At 52.0% G+C, this 17,616-nt stretch carries 11 protein-coding genes; 1 reads left to right on the forward strand and 10 read right to left on the reverse strand.

From position 1 onward, the window contains the following. Positions 1–312 precede the first annotated feature (312 nt). The 4 genes from QOS46_RS01350 to QOS46_RS01365 form a co-directional block, all read right to left on the reverse strand. Positions 313–1,752, reverse strand: a complete 1,440-nt coding sequence (locus QOS46_RS01350) for an alanine/glycine:cation symporter family protein (RefSeq protein ID WP_333782981.1) — start codon at positions 1,750–1,752, stop codon at positions 313–315. Between the two features lie 355 nt (positions 1,753–2,107). After that, positions 2,108–4,009, reverse strand: a complete 1,902-nt coding sequence (locus QOS46_RS01355) for an NAD(+) synthase (protein ID WP_283606711.1) — start codon at positions 4,007–4,009, stop codon at positions 2,108–2,110. Between the two features lie 184 nt (positions 4,010–4,193). After that, entirely contained in the window at positions 4,194–5,186 is a 993-nt protein-coding gene (locus tag QOS46_RS01360; protein WP_283606712.1) for a glycosyltransferase, read from the reverse strand. Positions 5,187–5,275: 89 nt separating this feature from the next. Continuing rightward, positions 5,276–6,946 (reverse strand): VanW family protein, encoded by a 1,671-nt coding sequence (locus QOS46_RS01365; protein WP_283606713.1) that lies wholly within the window; start codon positions 6,944–6,946, stop codon positions 5,276–5,278. Positions 6,947–7,288: 342 nt separating this feature from the next. Here QOS46_RS01365 and QOS46_RS01370 point away from each other — a divergent pair, with 342 nt between their 5' ends. Next, the gene (locus QOS46_RS01370; protein WP_283606715.1) at positions 7,289–8,452 is read left to right on the forward strand and encodes an MGDG synthase family glycosyltransferase; all 1,164 of its coding nucleotides are present in this window, start codon (positions 7,289–7,291) and stop codon (positions 8,450–8,452) included. A 63-nt stretch (positions 8,453–8,515) separates the two neighbouring features. Here the strand turns inward: QOS46_RS01370 and QOS46_RS01375 are convergent, their stop codons facing one another. The 6 genes from QOS46_RS01375 to QOS46_RS01400 all read right to left on the reverse strand — a co-directional run bounded on the left by QOS46_RS01375 (position 8,516) and on the right by QOS46_RS01400 (position 15,610). Beyond that, a complete protein-coding gene (locus QOS46_RS01375) occupies positions 8,516–9,184 on the reverse strand; it encodes a potassium channel family protein (RefSeq protein WP_283606716.1) in 669 nt (222 codons plus the stop codon). 13 nt (positions 9,185–9,197) lie between these two features. After that, on the reverse strand, positions 9,198–9,851 hold the full coding sequence (locus QOS46_RS01380; protein ID WP_283606717.1) for a potassium channel family protein: 654 nt from the start codon (positions 9,849–9,851) through the stop codon (positions 9,198–9,200). Then, complete coding sequence (locus QOS46_RS01385; RefSeq protein ID WP_283606719.1) at positions 9,851–12,748, reverse strand: cation-translocating P-type ATPase; 2,898 nt, start codon at positions 12,746–12,748, stop codon at positions 9,851–9,853. Before QOS46_RS01385 ends, QOS46_RS01380 begins: the two co-directional genes overlap by 1 nt. Next, positions 12,745–13,143, reverse strand: coding sequence for a hypothetical protein (locus QOS46_RS01390; protein WP_283606720.1), 399 nt, complete (start codon positions 13,141–13,143; stop codon positions 12,745–12,747). The genes QOS46_RS01385 and QOS46_RS01390 overlap by 4 nt, the downstream gene beginning before the upstream one ends. A 255-nt stretch (positions 13,144–13,398) precedes the next feature. Next, positions 13,399–14,097 carry a response regulator gene (locus tag QOS46_RS01395; protein WP_283606721.1) on the reverse strand — a complete coding sequence of 233 codons (699 nt, stop codon included), beginning with the start codon at positions 14,095–14,097 and terminating at the stop codon, positions 13,399–13,401. Then, on the reverse strand, positions 14,090–15,610 hold the full coding sequence (locus QOS46_RS01400; RefSeq protein WP_283606723.1) for an ATP-binding protein: 1,521 nt from the start codon (positions 15,608–15,610) through the stop codon (positions 14,090–14,092). The genes QOS46_RS01395 and QOS46_RS01400 overlap by 8 nt, the downstream gene beginning before the upstream one ends. Positions 15,611–17,616 lie beyond the last annotated feature (2,006 nt).

Here is a 17,616-nt window from a genome sequence, read left to right on the forward strand (position 1 = left end):
ATAGTAAATGGTAAGAATCGCGCAAATGAACCGGGTTTTGTGAAAAAGGAATCGAACAAATCGCCGTAAAATCGTATCACCGCAAATATGGCTTACTGCTCCCGTCGTACTTGTAGAATGGAACCATATTCAGGATCAGCTTGTTCTTTCCCTTGCTTAATTTGCCTCCTGGTTTTCTGCGGTTTTCGCCGGCCCGTATCCTAGAATCAGCTCCTTTTCTTGGGGGATTACAATCATTATAGAGAGCGTACCATTGTTTGTCAACGAAAAAATCATATAAAGCATATAGGGTTTATCTATTTAAAGCTATAGCTAAAATTTATTGCTCTCGTATTTTTTTACGCGCGAGAGATAACCGTGGCGGATTCGCGTGGAAAAGCGGCGCTTTCCCTCCGCTTTTTTTCTCTGGCGGCACTTGGCAAGGTAATTGGCGGTTTCGTCAATCACTTCGCCGCTGAGCAGGAACAGAGCGATCAGGTTTGGGAACGCCATCAGGCTGTTGAAGATGTCGCTGATTCCCCAAACGAGATGCAGGTCGAGCGTACAGCCCGCAATGGCCGAAAGGGCAAACAGAATCCGGTAAGCCGGTACAATCCGGTTGCCCGCAAGGTAGCGTACCCCGCATTCACCGTAATAAGACCACCCCAAAAGAGTCGCAAACGCAAACAGCGAGATGCACACAGAAATCAGCGCGCCGCCATATGCCCCAAATACCGAGGAAAAGGCCGCTGCCGAAAGGGCAACCCCGTCCTTCCCGCTTGAAAGCGTACCGCTGCATAAAATGACGAGCGCCGTCACCGTACACATGATAATCGTGTCCAGAAACACCTGGAAAATCCCCCACATTCCCTGCTCAACAGGCTCCTTTAATGTACTCCCCGAATGCGCCATGACCGAGCTGCCAAGGCCGGCCTCATTGGTGAACACCCCGCGTGAAACGCCGGTTTTCATCGCGTTGATCATGGCCGCGCCGCCAATTCCGCCCGCGGCCTGACGCAGGCCAAAGGCTTCCTCAATAATCTGCCGAAACACCTCCGGCAGTGCCTGGCGGTGGCAGTACAGTACGATTCCGGCTGCAAGCAGATAGCCGATCGCCATAAAGGGGACGAGATTTTCCGTCACACGGGCAATGCGGCGAATGCCTCCGAAGGTCATTACCACCAGAAGAGCAGCCAGTACTAGCCCAGTAACAGGCAGAGCAATACCGAAGCTGTCTTGCAGTGCGCCCGCGATGGAATTCGATTGCGCCATGTTCCCCATACCGAACGAGGCCAGAACACAACCGACGGAAAACAGTACCGCCAAAGCTTTGCTGTGAATACCGCGCTCCAGGTAATACATCGCGCCGCCCAGCCAGGTGCCGTCTGAATTTTTAATCCGGTATTTCATCCCCAGTACGTTTTCGGAGAAAATCGTCATCATTCCTAAAAGGGCGGAAATCCACATCCAGAAGATCGCACCCGCGCCGCCCAGTGTAATAGCGGTGGCAACGCCCACAATGTTGCCGGTGCCGATAGAACCAGCCAGCGCAGTGGAAACCGCCTGAAAGGGAGAAATTCCTTCGCGGCTGCGGGAACGAGGACTAAAAAGTTTACCAAAAGTATTTTCAATCCATAATTTACAGTAAGTAAATTGAAAAAAGCCCAAACGGAAGGTGAAATTAGCTCCCGCCAGAAGAATAGCAGCCAGAACGGGCCATCCCCACAGCAGGGGATGCAGAACATCATTTAGCTGCTGAATCACCGCAGTCATTTTCAAAAAAAGCGCCTCCTCCTACAACCTGTACTAACAGGTGTATTCAGAGACGCTTTTTTTCATTCGCGCGTATTATTTAATATAGTAGAAGTTCTCCCCCCGCCATAGGCGGAGGAGAGCTAATTTTGTTTTTACAGGTGTATTCAGAGACGCTTTTTTTCATTCACGAGTATCTTTATAAAGTAGAAGTTCTCCCCCCGCCGTAGGCGGAGGAGAGCTAATTATGTTTTCACAGGTGCATTAAGAGACACTTTTTTTCATTCACGAGTATCTTTATAAAGTAGAAGTTCTCCCCCGCCATAGGCGGAGGAGAGCTAATTTTGTTTTTACAGGTGTATTCAGAGGCGCATTTTTAGGACAAGGCCGCGATTTCTTCCAGCCACAAATGAGCGCTTGCGTCGCTCGGCATGCGGAAGTCGCCGCGGGGCGACAGCGTTACAGTACCCACCTTGGGGCCGTCCGGCAGGCAGGAGCGCTTGAACTGCTGGGCAAAGAAGCGGCGGTAGAAGATCAGCAGCCACTTTTGAATGGTTTCCCCGTCGTAGGTGCCGGCAAAGGCCAAACGCGCCATGCGGTAGATTTTCTTCGGGCGGAAGCCAAAGCGCAGCATATAGAACAGGAAGAAGTCGTGCAGCTCATACGGGCCGACCAAATCTTCCGTTTTCTGAGAAATTTCGCCGTTGACCGGCGGCAATAGCTCAGGGCTGACAGGGGTATCTAAAATATCGAGCAGCAGCTCTCGCACCTCGGGCTGGCTGTTCTCCGCTGCGTGGCGCACCAAGTGGCGCACCAGCGTTTTGGGGATGGATGCGTTCACCCCGTACATCGACATGTGGTCGCCGTTGTAGGTCGCCCAGCCAAGCGCAAGCTCTGAAAGATCGCCTGTGCCGATGACGATGCCCGCAGTTTGGTTGGCAATATCCATCAAAACCTGGGTGCGCTCGCGCGCCTGCGAGTTTTCGTAGGTCACGTCGTGAAGCTGAGGATCATGACCGATGTCTTTAAAATGCTGATCGACCGCAGCGGCGATGGAGATTTCGCGGAAATGAACCCCCAAGCTCGCCGCGAGGCCCGAAGCGTTGTTTTTGGTGCGGCTGGTGGTGCCGAAGCCCGGCATCGAAACCGCTGTAATTCCAGTACGAGGAAGGTGCATAGAGTCAAAGGCACGTACCGTTACCAGCAGCGCTAGAGTGGAATCCAATCCACCGGAAAGACCGATTACGGCAGAACTGCCCCCGGTATGGCGCAGGCGGGTCTTGAGGCCCTCGGCCTGCATCGTCAAAATCAGCTCGCAGCGGTCATACAGATCGGAGGAATTGGACGGTACAAACGGCAGGCGGGGGAAAGAGCGCTGAAGCTCCAGTGGAATTGGCGTAAGATCAAACGGGATTGTTGTGCAGCAGCATCCACTTTGCCAGGTGGACATGCGGCGGCGTTCCTGTATCAGTCGCTGCAGGTCGATGTCCGCGCTGGTCAGGCCGGTGGTAAACAGCGGTGCTTCCGCCAGAATGGTGCCGTTTTCGGCAATGAGGTTATGTCCGGAAAATACCATGTCGGTGGAGGATTCCCCTTCTCCCGCATCCGCATAGGCATAGGCGGAAAGCAGCCGTGCCGATTGCCCGGTGACCAGCGCGCGGCGGTACGAAGCCTTGCCGATCACTTCGTCGCTGGCGGAGGGATTCAGCAGGATCGTTGCCCCGCAGGAAGCCAGATTGGCCGAGGGCGGCTCCGGCATCCACAAATCCTCACAGATTTCCACACCCAGAACTAGATCCGGAACGGAAAGGCAGCGGAAGATCAGATCGCCACCGATGAAAACGTTTTGTCCGCAGAAGGTAATTTCGTGGGTGGCGGGAGCAGGAGAAAAATGGCGCGCTTCGTAGAATTCTGAATAATTCGGAATGCTGCGTTTGGCGGCCAGTCCCAGAATCCGGCCCTGATGAATCACGGCGGCAGTGTTGTACAGCTCGGCGTTCAGCGCAACAGGAACGCCGATCACTGCGATAATGCGCATGTTGCGCGTTTCGTTCAGGATGCGCGATAAAGCGGCCTCCGCGCCGCCAATCAGGGTGCTGTCGCGAAATAAGTCGCCGCAGGTGTAACCGGTCAGGCACAGCTCGGGGAACACCACCGCACCCACCTGTTGTTGTTCTGCCTGACGCATCAGGTCAATCACGGCGGATCCGTTGTGCTGGCAGTCCGCTACCCGAATCACCGGGGTAGCGGCGGCAATTCTGAAAAATCCGTCCTTCATAGAAATGCTCCTCCATTTGGAATACATCAGCGGCCGGTTTGCGTTGCCGGCCCTGTTGCTTTCATTTTTCTGATCGTAGTGTAATGGTTGGCGGCCCCGAGCCAGGCAGTGAAAGAATGGCTTCGGGCAGATACGGTTTGTTACCGTGTATACAGCGGAAGGGCGCGCATTTGGCGCGCCCTCGTTAGCGGGTGGAATAATTTTCTTTGAGTGAAGGGGGACAGACAGTAACATCCGGCATGTGGCGGCGCAGATTTTCAAATGCGAACTGTTTGCTGCCGCAGTAATGGATGCCCCGGCGCACCCTGTTCAGATTGCTCAGACAGTTAGCGCCCTTTCGTTCCCTCAGGTGCATTTTCAGCACATAATAAAGACAGCAAAAGCCTGTTTTACGGCAAAGAGCGCGGTAAGCTTTTTCATAATCGGAATAAACACCCACATGTTCCAGGGTGGCGCGCACCATGGCCGTGGCGCGGATGAAGTCGTTGATCTTGTCCGCATTAATCGTAGCCAGCGTGCTGGTGCTCTGTTGATTATAATAATACAATGCCTTGTCAATTACTGCAACCTTGTTTGCGTGAGAGAACAGGCGGTTTGCGGTGGCCAAATCCTCAAACGCCATGGTGGGGAAGGTGATGCCGTAATCGGTAAACAGGCTTCTTTTATAGATTTTATTCCATACCAGGCTCTGAATCTGGGTGTCGTGCAACAGCTTGTTCATGGCTACATCACGGCTGAAAACGCCGTGGCAACGGAACGGGTACTTGTACAATACATCTGAGCGGACAAAGTGGTAATAATAGTAGCAGCAGGCAATGTCGGCTCCGTTTTCGGTGGCCGTGCGGTACAGCTCCTCCAGAAAATAAGGGGACACATAGTCGTCGCTGTCCACAAAACAGAGGTATTCGCCCCGGGCCTCCTCCATTCCGCGGTTGCGCGCCATGGACATGCCGGCATTGGGCTGATCGATCACGAGCATATTGATATAATTCCGCTCGAATTCGCGAAGAATGGCAAGGGAACCGTCTTTTGAGCCATCATTGACGGCGATGATTTCAAAATCCTGAAACGTTTGGTGTACCAGAGTGGAAAGACACTTGCCGACGAAAGGCTCCACATTGTAGACGGGAATTATCACGCTGATTTTGGGGTCTTTGAGTGTTGTTTGATTCGGCAAAGCTCATTTCTCCTTTCATTCGAAACTAGTATCCCGCTTTTCGGTGAAATTGATACATGCCGGGCGCGGGAGTTGCCCCTTGCGGGTCATTATCGGCTTGATTCCGTTTGTCCGGATGAACTGGAAAATTCCGTGTTCTGCTGAAATGACGAGTGGGAAGAAGAGGAAGCCTGTGAGGAGGAAGGAGCCGAAGAAGGCGATGCGCTTGACGTCGGCGCAGAGGAGGACGGCGTGCTCGACACCGGCTTCGAGGAGGTAGGCGTGGAAGAGGCCGGTGTGGAGGAAGTGGTTCCTTCCGTCCCGGGGCCTACCTTATAAATGTTCGCAATCGCGCGGTAATAGCTGCTCGGCAGGGCTTCGGTCTTTACGACCTTGCCGTTCAGGTAAAAAATTCGTTGTGCCGACGCGCGAGTCCCGGCGTTGCCCTTGCGGTCAAGAACCTTCTGGCCTTTTTTCAGTGTGGAATCCACCACAAGCTGATCCTGCGGCTGAGCCACGGTACTGGTCTTCTGCGATACGACCTCAATGTTATCATAATCGGGGGACTGGTAACCGTAAAGCGTTACTGTCACCTTCGTGCCGGACATGCCGGCTACAATGTATACGGGATATTCGGTAGGATTTTTAAATTGAAAATCCAGATATGGATAGCTGACAGTCGCGTCGAGACCCAGTGGAACATAAGAGGACTGCCACATATGATTGGCACGGCTGGTGATCTCCATATTGGAGCGGATGGCCGCACCATATAATGTGGAGGATACCTGGCATACGCCGCCGCCGTACTCCAGCACTTTTTTTCCTCCGGAAATCGCCACGGCCTTGCGGTAGCCGTTTTCCGGCAGGTTGGAGTCGCCCGTAGCGTTATTGAATGAGAACACAGCGCCGGGTTCGATTACCTTACCGTTAATGGCTGCCGAGGCGACCTTCATGTTGTGGTTGCCGTCCGCGGTATTGGTAGAGGTGGTTGTGTAGGTGCCAAGCTTCTGCATATGGCTTTTCAGGAGTGCCTGAGTCACATCAAATGGAACCGTTTTAACAGGAATCTCAATCGTTCCCGTACCACTGCTGTTGATCATGGCGTTCACCTGAGAAAGCAGCGAGTCGTTGTCCACAGCAAGGCCGTCTTTTCCATCTTTATATTGAAATGTAGCCGTGGCGGAATCGAAAGAGGCCACGGTGGCATTGACTGGCGAAACATTAACAGCCTGCCCAATTTCAGTTAACTTCTGCTTTAATACGGTATCGTCATGTGTTGCCGCCAGTTTGTATGTTTTCGGGGTCGTTTTCAGCTCATCGATCAGCTTCAGGCGTTCCTCGTCGCTTCCGGTGCGGGCATAGGCATAGGCTTCGTCCAAAACCTCCTGTGTGTTGAAGCTGTACCCCAGATCTTCAGCGGAAATGGCCCAGCTTTTTTCGCCGTGAGTTAGCTGAATATCGATTTTCGGCAGAAGACCGGGCTGGGCTTTTTCCAGAAGCTGCTTGGCTTCTTCCTTTGTTTTTCCGCCCAGATCAATTCCTTCTACCACCGTTCCGGCGTAGTAGGTATCGGCCTGTAAAAGATTGGCCTCATTTTTGCTCTGCTCCTGCTGCTGGTAGTAAGAGACACCCGCAAACACAGCCGCGCCCAAAACCAGGACACCGACTGCGGCGGCCGCAATCTTTTTCCACCGGCCTGAGCCGTTTTTGCTGTGTTTCGGGGAAGAAGAATACAAATCCGTCAGGGATTCTTCCTGATGGGGATAAGTCAGTTGATTCATGTTGTGATCCTTCCTTCCTGAAACTAAATTTGTTCTGCGCGATTCCTGGAAAAAGGCTGAGAACGCAGAAAAATAAGAATGATAAGGCTTTTCGCGAGTCTATTTTATCGCCTTTTCAAATAAATGTAAAGTTACATCTTTTACATAAGTTTCGAAAGCCCTTATTTTCCGTAAAATATTTACAGTTCAAGGCTTGAAACTTAGTGGGAAATACTATATTGTATAAATACGCGGCCTTGTAGCAAGAAATGCGGATTTTTTCATTTCTGCACTCTGGGCCGGTACTGTATTTTGAAAATACGCAGAACGGAGCTGTTCCGCTCTGACAGGAGGAACCTTCAGGTGAAAATTCTTATTCTATCTGCGGCGACTGGAGGCGGCCATTTACGGGCATCCCATGCAATTGAGTCGTACCTTTTAGAGAACACTTCAGATGTAGAAGTAAAAGTGGTTGATGCGTTAAAAACAATTCACCCGATCTTAGATAAAACAATTTGCGAGGGATACCATTTTTTGGCCACCAAGACCCCGAAAATGTTTGGTCTGCTGTACCAAAAGTCAAACGAAGAAAATCCTCTGGCCCAGATGGTGCCCAAATTTAACAGTCTGTTTGGTCAGCGGCTGCTGCCCCTGTTCGAGGAATACCAGCCCGATGTGATCATCGCCACACACCCTTTTGTAACAGAGATGGTTTCCCATCTCAAAGAAAAAGGGCAGGTCAAGGTGCCGCTGATCTGTATTATGACAGACTACGGCCCTCATAAGGCCTGGATTTCGGATAATGTGGACGCTTATGTGGTGTCGAGCGAAGACATGGTGCCGGAAATGGAGGCCATGGGTGTTCGGCGAGAAATTGTGTACCCGTTCGGCATCCCGGTGTACAATGTGTTTTTTGACAAGACCGATAAGGCTGCCTTACTTGAAGAGCTTGGAATGAAGCGAGATCTGCTTACCATTTTAATTATGGCAGGCAGCTTCGGTGTTTCAAACATTCTCCAGATTTATGAGGACATTGTGTGCCTGGATCTCCCATTTCAGATCATCGTCATTACCGGCCGGAACGAAAAACTCTTCCAGGCGTTTGAGGACAAAATCGAAGAGTGCCGCCTGAGCCCACAGAGGGGCTGCAAGCACACTCGCTTGGTCTTTTTTACAAATGAAGTGGAAAAGTATATGCATGCGTCCGACCTGATTATTACAAAGCCCGGCGGACTGACAGTATCCGAGGCATTGGCTTGCAATGTGCCGCTGGCCGTGTTCGACGCGATTCCCGGCCAGGAGGAGGATAACGCAAATTTCCTGATGAGCCACGATATGGCGGTGCGTATTCGCAAGGGAGACGATTGTGCGGCCACAATTTCCGAGCTGCTGCGCAACCGTGAAAGGCTTGAAAAGATGCGGCAGTCCTGCCAGAGCTTCGATAAATCACAGTCTTCCAAAAATATTTTGTCTCTGATGAACGAGCTGGTGGCAAAACAAAAGGAAGAAGCTGCCCTATTAAAGTAAGATATAAACGAGGTTATCCCCCGCCTTTGGCGGGGGATAACCTCGTTTTATGGCTTGGACGGATTACATTCCTGCGCCCAAAATCTTTTCCATATTCTGCAGCTGATCCATATCGACAATGGATACGACCTTGTCGCCGCCCTGCAGCATGGTTTCGCCGCGGGGAATCAACAGATCGGAATTACGGATAATGGCAACAAGCACGCATTCGGTGGGCAGCTGAATATCGCGCAGCAGCTTGCCCTGTACGGGGGAGTTTGGCTCGACCATGCGCTCAACCAGCGAATACTTGCCGCCGTGGAGCTTGAGCAGCGTCATCATGTCACCCATCGACATTTCTTCCGCTACGAGGCGGGCCATCAGATCGGCCTGATTCAGAGCGGCGTCAATGCCCATCATGGGAGTGAAGAGCCATGCGTTTTTCGGATTGTTGACACGGCCGATCACCCTGCGCACGCCGTATTCCAGGCGGGCCAGTGTGCCGATTACCAGATTGTTTTCATCTGAGCCGGTCACGGCGGCCACAACATCCGCCTGGCGGATGCCTGCGTCCTCTAACACCTTAGGCTCTGCACCGTTTCCCTGCAGAATGGCATCGTGCGGCAGAGCTTTTCGAAGAACCTCAATCCGGTTGTCCTTTGCTTCAATAATGGTGATCTTGTGCCCGCGTTCAATCAGAAGCGATGCAAGGTAGCAGCCTACCTGGCCGCCGCCGACAATAATAACCTTCATGATTTCATCCCCCTCACATCGTTTTGCCGAGCAGTCTGCGCAGCTGACCGCCGGAAGCGGAGATTTCTGCGATGTAGACAACGTCGCCCTTTTGAAATACCGTTCCGGTGGTTGGCAGCAGGGTCTTGTTGTCGCGCTCAATCGCAACAACGTGAATATCGCCTACCACCGTCAGCTCGTTCACCCGGTGCCCGACTAAAAGGGACGGCAGCTCTACGCGTACCAGCTCCGCCTCGCCGCTACCAAAGCTGTAAACCTGATTCAGCGTGGAATACGACAGCAAATCCGAAGCGCGCTTAATGCCCCACGTGGTGGTGGAGAGGGTCTGTACCCCAAGGCGCTTGTAAATTTCTGCCTTTTCGCGGTCGTACAGGCGTGCGACCACTTTCGGAACATGGTAAATCTCTTTGGCGATGCGGGCAATTACGGCGTTCGATTCATCGCTGGAGGTAAAAGCCGCCAGCGCATCGGTGCGTTCAATTTGCGCCTGATGCAGAACGTCCTTGTCAAAGCCGATGCCTTCTACCGTTTTTCCTTGAAAGTTTTTACCGAGCTGGAGAAACGCTGCGGGGTCAGAGTCAATAACGGTAACGGCGTGACCGGCTTTACTCATGGCCTGCGCAAGGCCGGAGCCGTTGCGCCCGCACCCTACAATAATGATTTTCATCAGATAGCCTCCCTTTTTGCGTCATTGGGATTATTAGTATGGGGTTGGTCGTTATTTTTCTTCCTTCTGCGGTCCGACCGGCGCAGGAACCATTTGCGCGCTTCATCCAGCAGCAGCATAGCGAATGGGATGAACAGCAGCATCCCCAGGTGATTCAGCGGCAGAGGAGCTGTGTTGAACAGGTTGTGCAGGAAGGGGAGCGGCAGGAAGACAAGGCACGCAAGGAGCGTAAATTCTACTGCGATACCGACCAGAATCAGGCGATTGCTGAACAAACCGATCTTGAAGATAGACGTACGGTCTGTGCGGCAGGCGAATACCGCGCCCATCTGTGACAGCACGATGGCGGCAAAGGTAATGGAAGTGGTCATCCGGTATGCGATACCATCGCAAGCCAGGGGAACTGCGGGCCAGCCCATCAGGAAGTTCAGGAAGAAGTATGCAGCAATACCGAACGCTGCTTCAAGCATACCGTACCACAGAAAAGCCCTGAAAATCAAGGGGCGATTGAGCAAAACATCTTTTCTGGAACGCGGGGGCGCATCCATCACGCCCTCCTCCGGAGCTTCACAGCCAAGGCCCATAGCGGGCACCATGTCGGTGCCAAGGTCGATCGCCAGCACCTGCATAATTGTCAGGGGCAGCGGAATCAGTCCGCCGGAGAACAGGTACAGAACCATCGGCACGGCACAAGACATATTACTGGTGAAAATATAAAGCACAAACCTGCGGATGTTGCTGTATACCGCGCGGCCTTCCTCAATGGCGTTGACGATGGAGGCAAAGTTGTCGTCGGTCAGAATCATGTCGGCGGCTTCCTTGGCCACGTCCGTTCCAGAACGGCCCATCGCAACGCCGATGTCTGCCTTTTTCAGTGCGGGGGAGTCGTTGACTCCGTCGCCTGTTACGGCAACAATCTGCTTCATATCCTGCAGTGCGCTTACTACCTGAAGCTTCTGCTCCGGGGCGACGCGCGCGAAGATCACTTCATCTTTCAGCGCTTTCTCCAGGTCCTGCTGGCTCATGGTTTCCAGCTCCAGGCCTGTGATGATGCGGGGATGACTGCCGGAAACAATCCCGATGCGGCGGGCGATGCTCTCCGCGGTCAGGCCGTAGTCGCCGGTGATCATAATGATGCGAATGCCGGCCTTGTGGCACTTTTTCACGGCGGCGGCAACCTCCGGGCGGGGTGGGTCGACCATGGCGATCAGGCCTAGGAAGGTTAAATCCTGCTCAATCAGCTCGGGGGTGTATTCGCTCAGGCTGGTCGGCAGAGCGATTTCTCCGGTCAGCTCGCGGCAGGCAACTGCCAGTACGCGCAGGCCTTTTTTGGCGTATTCGTCATTGATTGTCATAATCTGTTGGCGTTCCTCGTCGCTCATTCCGGAAACCAGACCGTTTCTGCGCTGACGGGTACACAGGTCGAGAACCTCTTTCGGCGCGCCCTTCACATAGGCCAGGCGGTTGACGCCTCTGGGCTGGTGAATGGTGCTCATGCGCTTTCGGCTCGAATCGAAGGGCAGCTCACGCAAACGGGGAATCACTGTGCTGAGTTGATCCAAATCCAATCCGTTTTTCTGCGCCACAACCAACAGCGCGGCTTCGGTGGGATCGCCTAGAACAGTAAAGTGATTGTTTTCTTCATTGGGGGGCAGCAGTCTGGCGTCGCAGCACAGCCCCGCACCGGTCAGCAGCTGGCACAGGTCGGCATTGTCCTTGTCGGTGGGCTGTCCGTTCTCTTCCAGAATCTGCCCGCCCTCGGCATTGTAGCCTACTCCGGTTACTTCCAGGTTTCGACCGTCGAACCAGATGTTGCTGACGGTCATTTCGTTCTGGGTCAGGGTGCCGGTTTTATCGGTGCAAATTACCGTGGTGCAGCCGAGCGTTTCCACAGCAGACAGGCGCTTAATCAGCGCGTTGCGCTTTGCCATGCGCTGCACGCCCATAGCGAGTGACAGCGTAACGGTGGGGAGAAGCCCCTCCGGGATAAACGCCACAATCATGCCCAGAGCAAAGATAAATGCCGCTACGGGTTCGGATTTTGCAAGAAAGATTGCCAGAATAAAGAATACGACGCCGATCGAAACAGCAATAGCCGAAACTTTTTTCGTTAGATTGCCCATTTCCTTTTGCAGAGGACTGGACTCATCCTTCAGGCTCTGGGTCAGCCCGGCGATGCGGCCGAATTCAGTGTCCATTCCGGTGGAGCAGACAATGGCCTTGCCGGTACCGGAGGAAACCGTTGTTCCGGCAAAAACAAGGTTAGGCGACTCCACAGTGGAAATGTCGGTTCGAAGCACCTGGTCGCGTCCCTTATGCACGGGGTTCGATTCTCCGGTCAGGGTAGACTGGTTCACGCGCAAGTCGTTGTCTTCCACAAGGCGTGCGTCTGCTGAGATCATGTCGCCTTCCGACAGCAGCATGATGTCGCCGGGAACGAGATCCTCAGCCAAAAGGCGAAGCTCCTCGCCGCCGCGCAGCACGCGGACGTAATCTGGCAGCAGCTTTTTGAGGGCCTCAGTCGCTTTTCCGGCGCGGAACTCCTGCCAGAAGCTGAACACGCCATTAATGACGTTGACCATCCAGACCGCGATAGCAAGCTCCGGCATTCCTGCGATGAGTGCGACAATACCGGCGATCCAAAGCAGAATAGCCATCAGGTGGGTAAAGTTGGAGAGGAACTTCCAGATCAGAGGCTGTCCCTTTTTTTCCTGAATCGTATTTTTGCCGTACTTCTTCAGGCGCGTCTGCGCCTCTGCGGCAGAAATGCCCTGTGCCGAGGTATCCAGCGCTCCGTATACTTCCGAGACGGGCAACTGACGGATTTTACGGGGTAAATCATTGACCGGCGGTGCAGCCGGCTGTTGAGTAGTGGTTTGCGATTTTAATTCTTTCATCGTTCTGCTCTCCGTTCCATAACATGTATAATTCCATTTGGATCCCGCCGGGTACAAAACGCGAGATGAGGCGTTGCGCCGCAGTCTGATTCTTCATAGGCGCATTCACCGTCGGGAGTCAGGCTGCCAAGCCGGTTTAAATTGTATCGGGCCGGCAGATAGGTTGGATCGAGCGCCCACGCGCACCGAAAATGCCGCATCGCTCCCAAGGTGTTGCTTTCCTGCTCCAGAAGAATCCCCATGAGGTTGTGGGGATGCGGTGCATGGGGAAAAGTCCCCATGGCGTTTGAAATCAATCGTTCACATTCTTCGTATTTTTGTTCGTGAATCAGCAGCCTCGCGACTCTGCAAAGCTCGGTCAATTTCTCTTCTTGAATAGTAGCCGCAGATTTCATACTGTAACACCTTACCTGTCAGCCTTTCTTGATTTCCGTTCTTATTCTAGCGAAGAGTCTGTGAGATGGGTGTGAAAAGGCAGACAATGGTGTGAGAATGCTGTGAGAATTGGAATTTGTTCGTTTGTTGGCTTCAGGTGCAGACCGATTGAAGCAGCAAAAAGAGCCTGATACGGATATTCTTCCGCATCAGGCTTTTTTCATGTAAAAATAATGTTTTTCCAGTAAAACTTTTACACTTTTGAAAATAGGGGACTATTCATCCACCAGCCGGTATCCTACCCCAATTTCGGTTACGATGTAGCGCGGCTTTGCCGGGTTTGTTTCCACTTTGCGGCGCAGCGCAGCCATCAGCGCGCGCAGGGCTTGGGTGTCGTTGCCGTAACCGACTCCCCATACCTCACGAATAATGTATCTGGTTGTCAGCACCTTGCCGCAGTTTTTGAACAGCAAAGCCAGCAGACTGTATTCCATGGGGGTCAGGTGAAGCTCTTCTCCGCTAAGGTAGGTCAGGCGTCGCTCCATATCAATTTTCAGCTCTCCCACCTGATAGACTGCCTGGGGCTTTTCAGCGTTCTGCCTGCGCAGATGCCGGATAGCAACACGGATACGCGCCAAAAGCTCAGTAGCGGAAAACGGTTTTGTCAGGTAATCGTCCGCGCCGGCATCGAGCGCCGCAGCCTTTTCTCTGTCCTGATCCCGGGCGGAGACGACTATGATGGGCATGTCCGACCATTCGCGCACCTTTTTGATGATTTCCATGCCGTCGCAGTCCGGCAGACCCAGATCGAGCAGCAAAAGCTCGATCGGTTCCGAAATCAATAGGCTCATGGCGCCGTGTCCGGTGTTTGCACTCAGGTAAGAAAAACCATCCTGCTCGAGCGCATAGCTGATGAAGCTTTGAATTTGTCTGTCGTCCTCTACAACCAGAATTTTATGAGTGGCTTCACTCATGGTCTTTCACCTCCAACGGTAGGTTGAACACAAATTCCGCACCGGAGCCGTCAGTACGGTTGTGCGCCCAGATGCTTCCGCCGTGGGCCTTTACGATCGTGTCACAAATGGCCAGGCCAAGGCCGACTCCCTTGCGGGAATCCGATTCCTTTGCGTGGGATGTATAGAACAGCTCGAAAATATGGGGAAGATCCGAATTCCCGATTCCGCTGCCGCGGTCACGTACCGAGAAAACCGCTTTTTGATTTTCCTTGTCTTCTTCGACGGAAACGCAAATTTCACCGGGTGAGTCGGTATGCTTTACCGCATTTTCCAGCAGGTTGATCAGCACCTGGCTGATCAGCTTCGCATCCATCGGAACAAGAAACAGCTCATCCGGCGCGTGAACCTCAATATCGTATCCAGGGTGGTGACGCATCACATAACGGGCGGCTCCGCCCAGAATTTCTTCGGCGGCCTCCATTTGCTTGCTGATGGCGAGCATGCCGTCCTGCAGGCGGGTTAGGCTGAGAATGTTCTCCACCAGAGAATGCAGCCAGCCGGCGTCCTTATAGATGCCTTCCATCAGAGGGCGGCGGGGGTCAGCGCTGTCGGTCATCCCCAGCAGCATTTCCGACGTTCCCATCATTCCCGCCAAAGGGGTGCGCAGATCATGAGAGATCGCCCGCAGCAGGTTGACCCGGTAGCGCTCCTGTACGGTTTCTTCATGCAGGCGGATTCGCTGCTGAGAAGACAAAAAGCGATCCATCGCGAGGGCGGTGCTTTCGATCATGGAGCGAAGAATCCGAATCTGCGCCGGAGACAGGCGCTGCGCTTTCTCCCTCGGCAGTCGGATCAGCCCCAAAATCGAGTCCTTTGCATAAATCGGCCAGTCGTAAAATACGGGTCCAGCCACGTAGCCGGCGTCTAGGTCAGAAAGACTTTGCAGTATGCGCGGTACGTCCTCTGTGCGGCGTCGTATTGGATGGCCCGGCATGCATTGAACATAAAAATCTTCCGGTTCACCGTTTTCATCAAAACACAAACAGGCTGCACCTGCGCATACCGATTTGCTGATGGTATCCGCTGCCAGCTCAGCAATTTCGGGAAAGGTTTTTGCATCTGTCAGCAGGTTGGTCAGAGCGTAAAGAGCGCGAGATTCCAGCTCCCGTTCCTTCGCGTTTCTTTCGTTCTGCTTGGCATGGAACGTTACCATGCTGGTCAGCAAAGCCGCAATACTCATGAAGAATAGGGTGGTAATATAGCTGGGTGCGTTCAACGAAAAGCTGAAATAAGGTTCGGTAAACAAAAAATTAAACAGAAATGCTGCAAGCACTGAGGTGAAAATGGCCACGACATAGCTTGAAATCAGGAGTGAGGTCAATAGAACAGCTAAAAAGAAAACAATCACGATATTGGCTTCGGGCAGTCCAAAATCGCGCAGCAGGTATCCGATTCCTGCCGCTGATAGCAGAAGAACAAGCACAATAAATAAATGCAGAAGAACGGTTTTGATTTGGTTTTTATGAGACATGGTATCTTTCATTCCTTCTCTGTAAACCCGCGAGACAGGTGCAGGCTGCTTTCTTTCAAACGAATTTCTGGAAGCTGTGGAAAAACAGAAGCTTTGTTGTTCCTTATAGTGTATTTCCATCCCGGCCAGAATGCAAGAAAATTTATGAAATATTAGGATGCCACAAACCGAAGGAGGGCACGCGGAGCAATCACATCTGTTATCGCTGCCAGTAGGGAAATCAGAGGAATACACCGCAAAATTATTTGAAAAAGCTAACAAAGTGGAATGTAAATTAGACAATTCGTGAAATAAAATACCTATAATTTCCAATTTGTGACCATACAAGTTGGCATAAAAGCGAAAATGTAAATTATTATTGTATTTTCATTTTTGATTCAGTAAAATGGATGAAAGAATGCTGAGAAGGTATTTTTTATATTGTATTTATCCTGTCTTTTAGTTCAGGCGGAGCATATTTGAGGAGGTTATAACATGAAAAAATGGATGGGGAAAAAAGCTGCTGCGGTCATCATGTGTCTTTTGGTTTCTCTGCAGGCTCTGCCGTTTGTGGCAAATGCGGATGCAGGCGCAGGTACAGCAACAGTGAATCTGTTGGATGTAACGGGGGCCTGTACGCCCAAAGACATGTTCAATTCGTTTGGAGTAACCGCAACGTCGGGTAAGAACGAGCTGTCGCTGGCTTTTGATATGGAAATGGTTTCCATCCCCGATTTGATGGCCGGCGATCCCGCAGACATACCCCCAGCGCTGAAAAGTATTATTGATACAATTGAGGATTGGTCATCGGCAAATCCTACTGGCAACTTAGACACGGAGCTTGCTGATTCGTCCAGTCAGCTTTATAAGGACCTGCCTGGTCTCAACTTTGAGTTTTCCTTCAAGCTGGGAGATTCTTCTCTCTCGTTCCCTGACACCTATTTAAATGCAAAAAATGACCTGAAAACAAAAGCAAACGTTAAAATCGGCGAATACACCATTACGAAGGACGACGGCACAGGAGTGTTCACGCTGAGTGGTAGTCTTGATAAATTTGTTTATAACCGCACCGGAGAAACCGCGGGCAAAGGTGTAACCGCGGGTGGGTCGGCAAAGATGTCCATAAAAAATGACGAAGGAAAAGATGTTACGCCGAATCTGGAGCTGAAGGATGGGATTGTTAATGTTTCGGTTTCCTTTTCCGGGGGCAGTACTCCGGGCGGCGGGGACGATAAGCCCTATACAATAGAAAAGACAGCGTCAGACATTACCCAAGCGGATTCAAAAAGCTTTTTGACCTATACCATTACCGCAAAAGCACCGGCTGGCAAAACACTGAACAGCATGAGTGTTGTCGACCCGATTCCTGAAGGACTCACGGTAACAAAGGTAGCGGTAGCAAGCAGCACACCCAGTTCAATTACAGGCGATGTTGAGTCTGCAGATCAGGCTGAGGCGGGAAAGTATTTTGTTGATACAAGTGGTAAGCTTACTTATACCATTCCGGATTCACCAGATGTAACCGAAATTGCACTTTCAGTTACCACCATGATGACATCAGACAATTACCAGAAGTACATGAAGATTCAGACAGGAAATCCGAATCTTACCTTTAAAAATAAGGCTTCCCTATATGAAAAGGATGCCACAGACCCCAAAGTTGTCAGCAATGAAGTAACCTCTACACTCGAGGGCAGCTTTATGGCAAAGGACGGGAAGCGCGTTGGCCTGAACAGCCCCTTCTGGGACTGGAAGATCACCGCGAATACCTACTTTACCGGAACAAGCGGTACTGTGTACCTGATTGATTCCATTCAAGGAATCACAGATACCCATATGTACGCTCTGAATGCTTCTGATCAGGTGGAGTTTACGGTTAATGAGGAAACTGCTCCCAGAAGCGCAGCCCAGGCAACTACTTCGTCACCATATACTTATGCTGACTTGTCAGGCTCCGCTAAAACCGCTGATGAGAAGAAAAACTGGCTCGACACACTGACTTCTTCAGGTGCAAATGCGGTTTATTA

It is taken from the genome of Faecalispora anaeroviscerum (assembly GCF_947568225.1).
Lineage (GTDB): Bacteria > Bacillota > Clostridia > Oscillospirales > Acutalibacteraceae > Faecalispora > Faecalispora anaeroviscerum.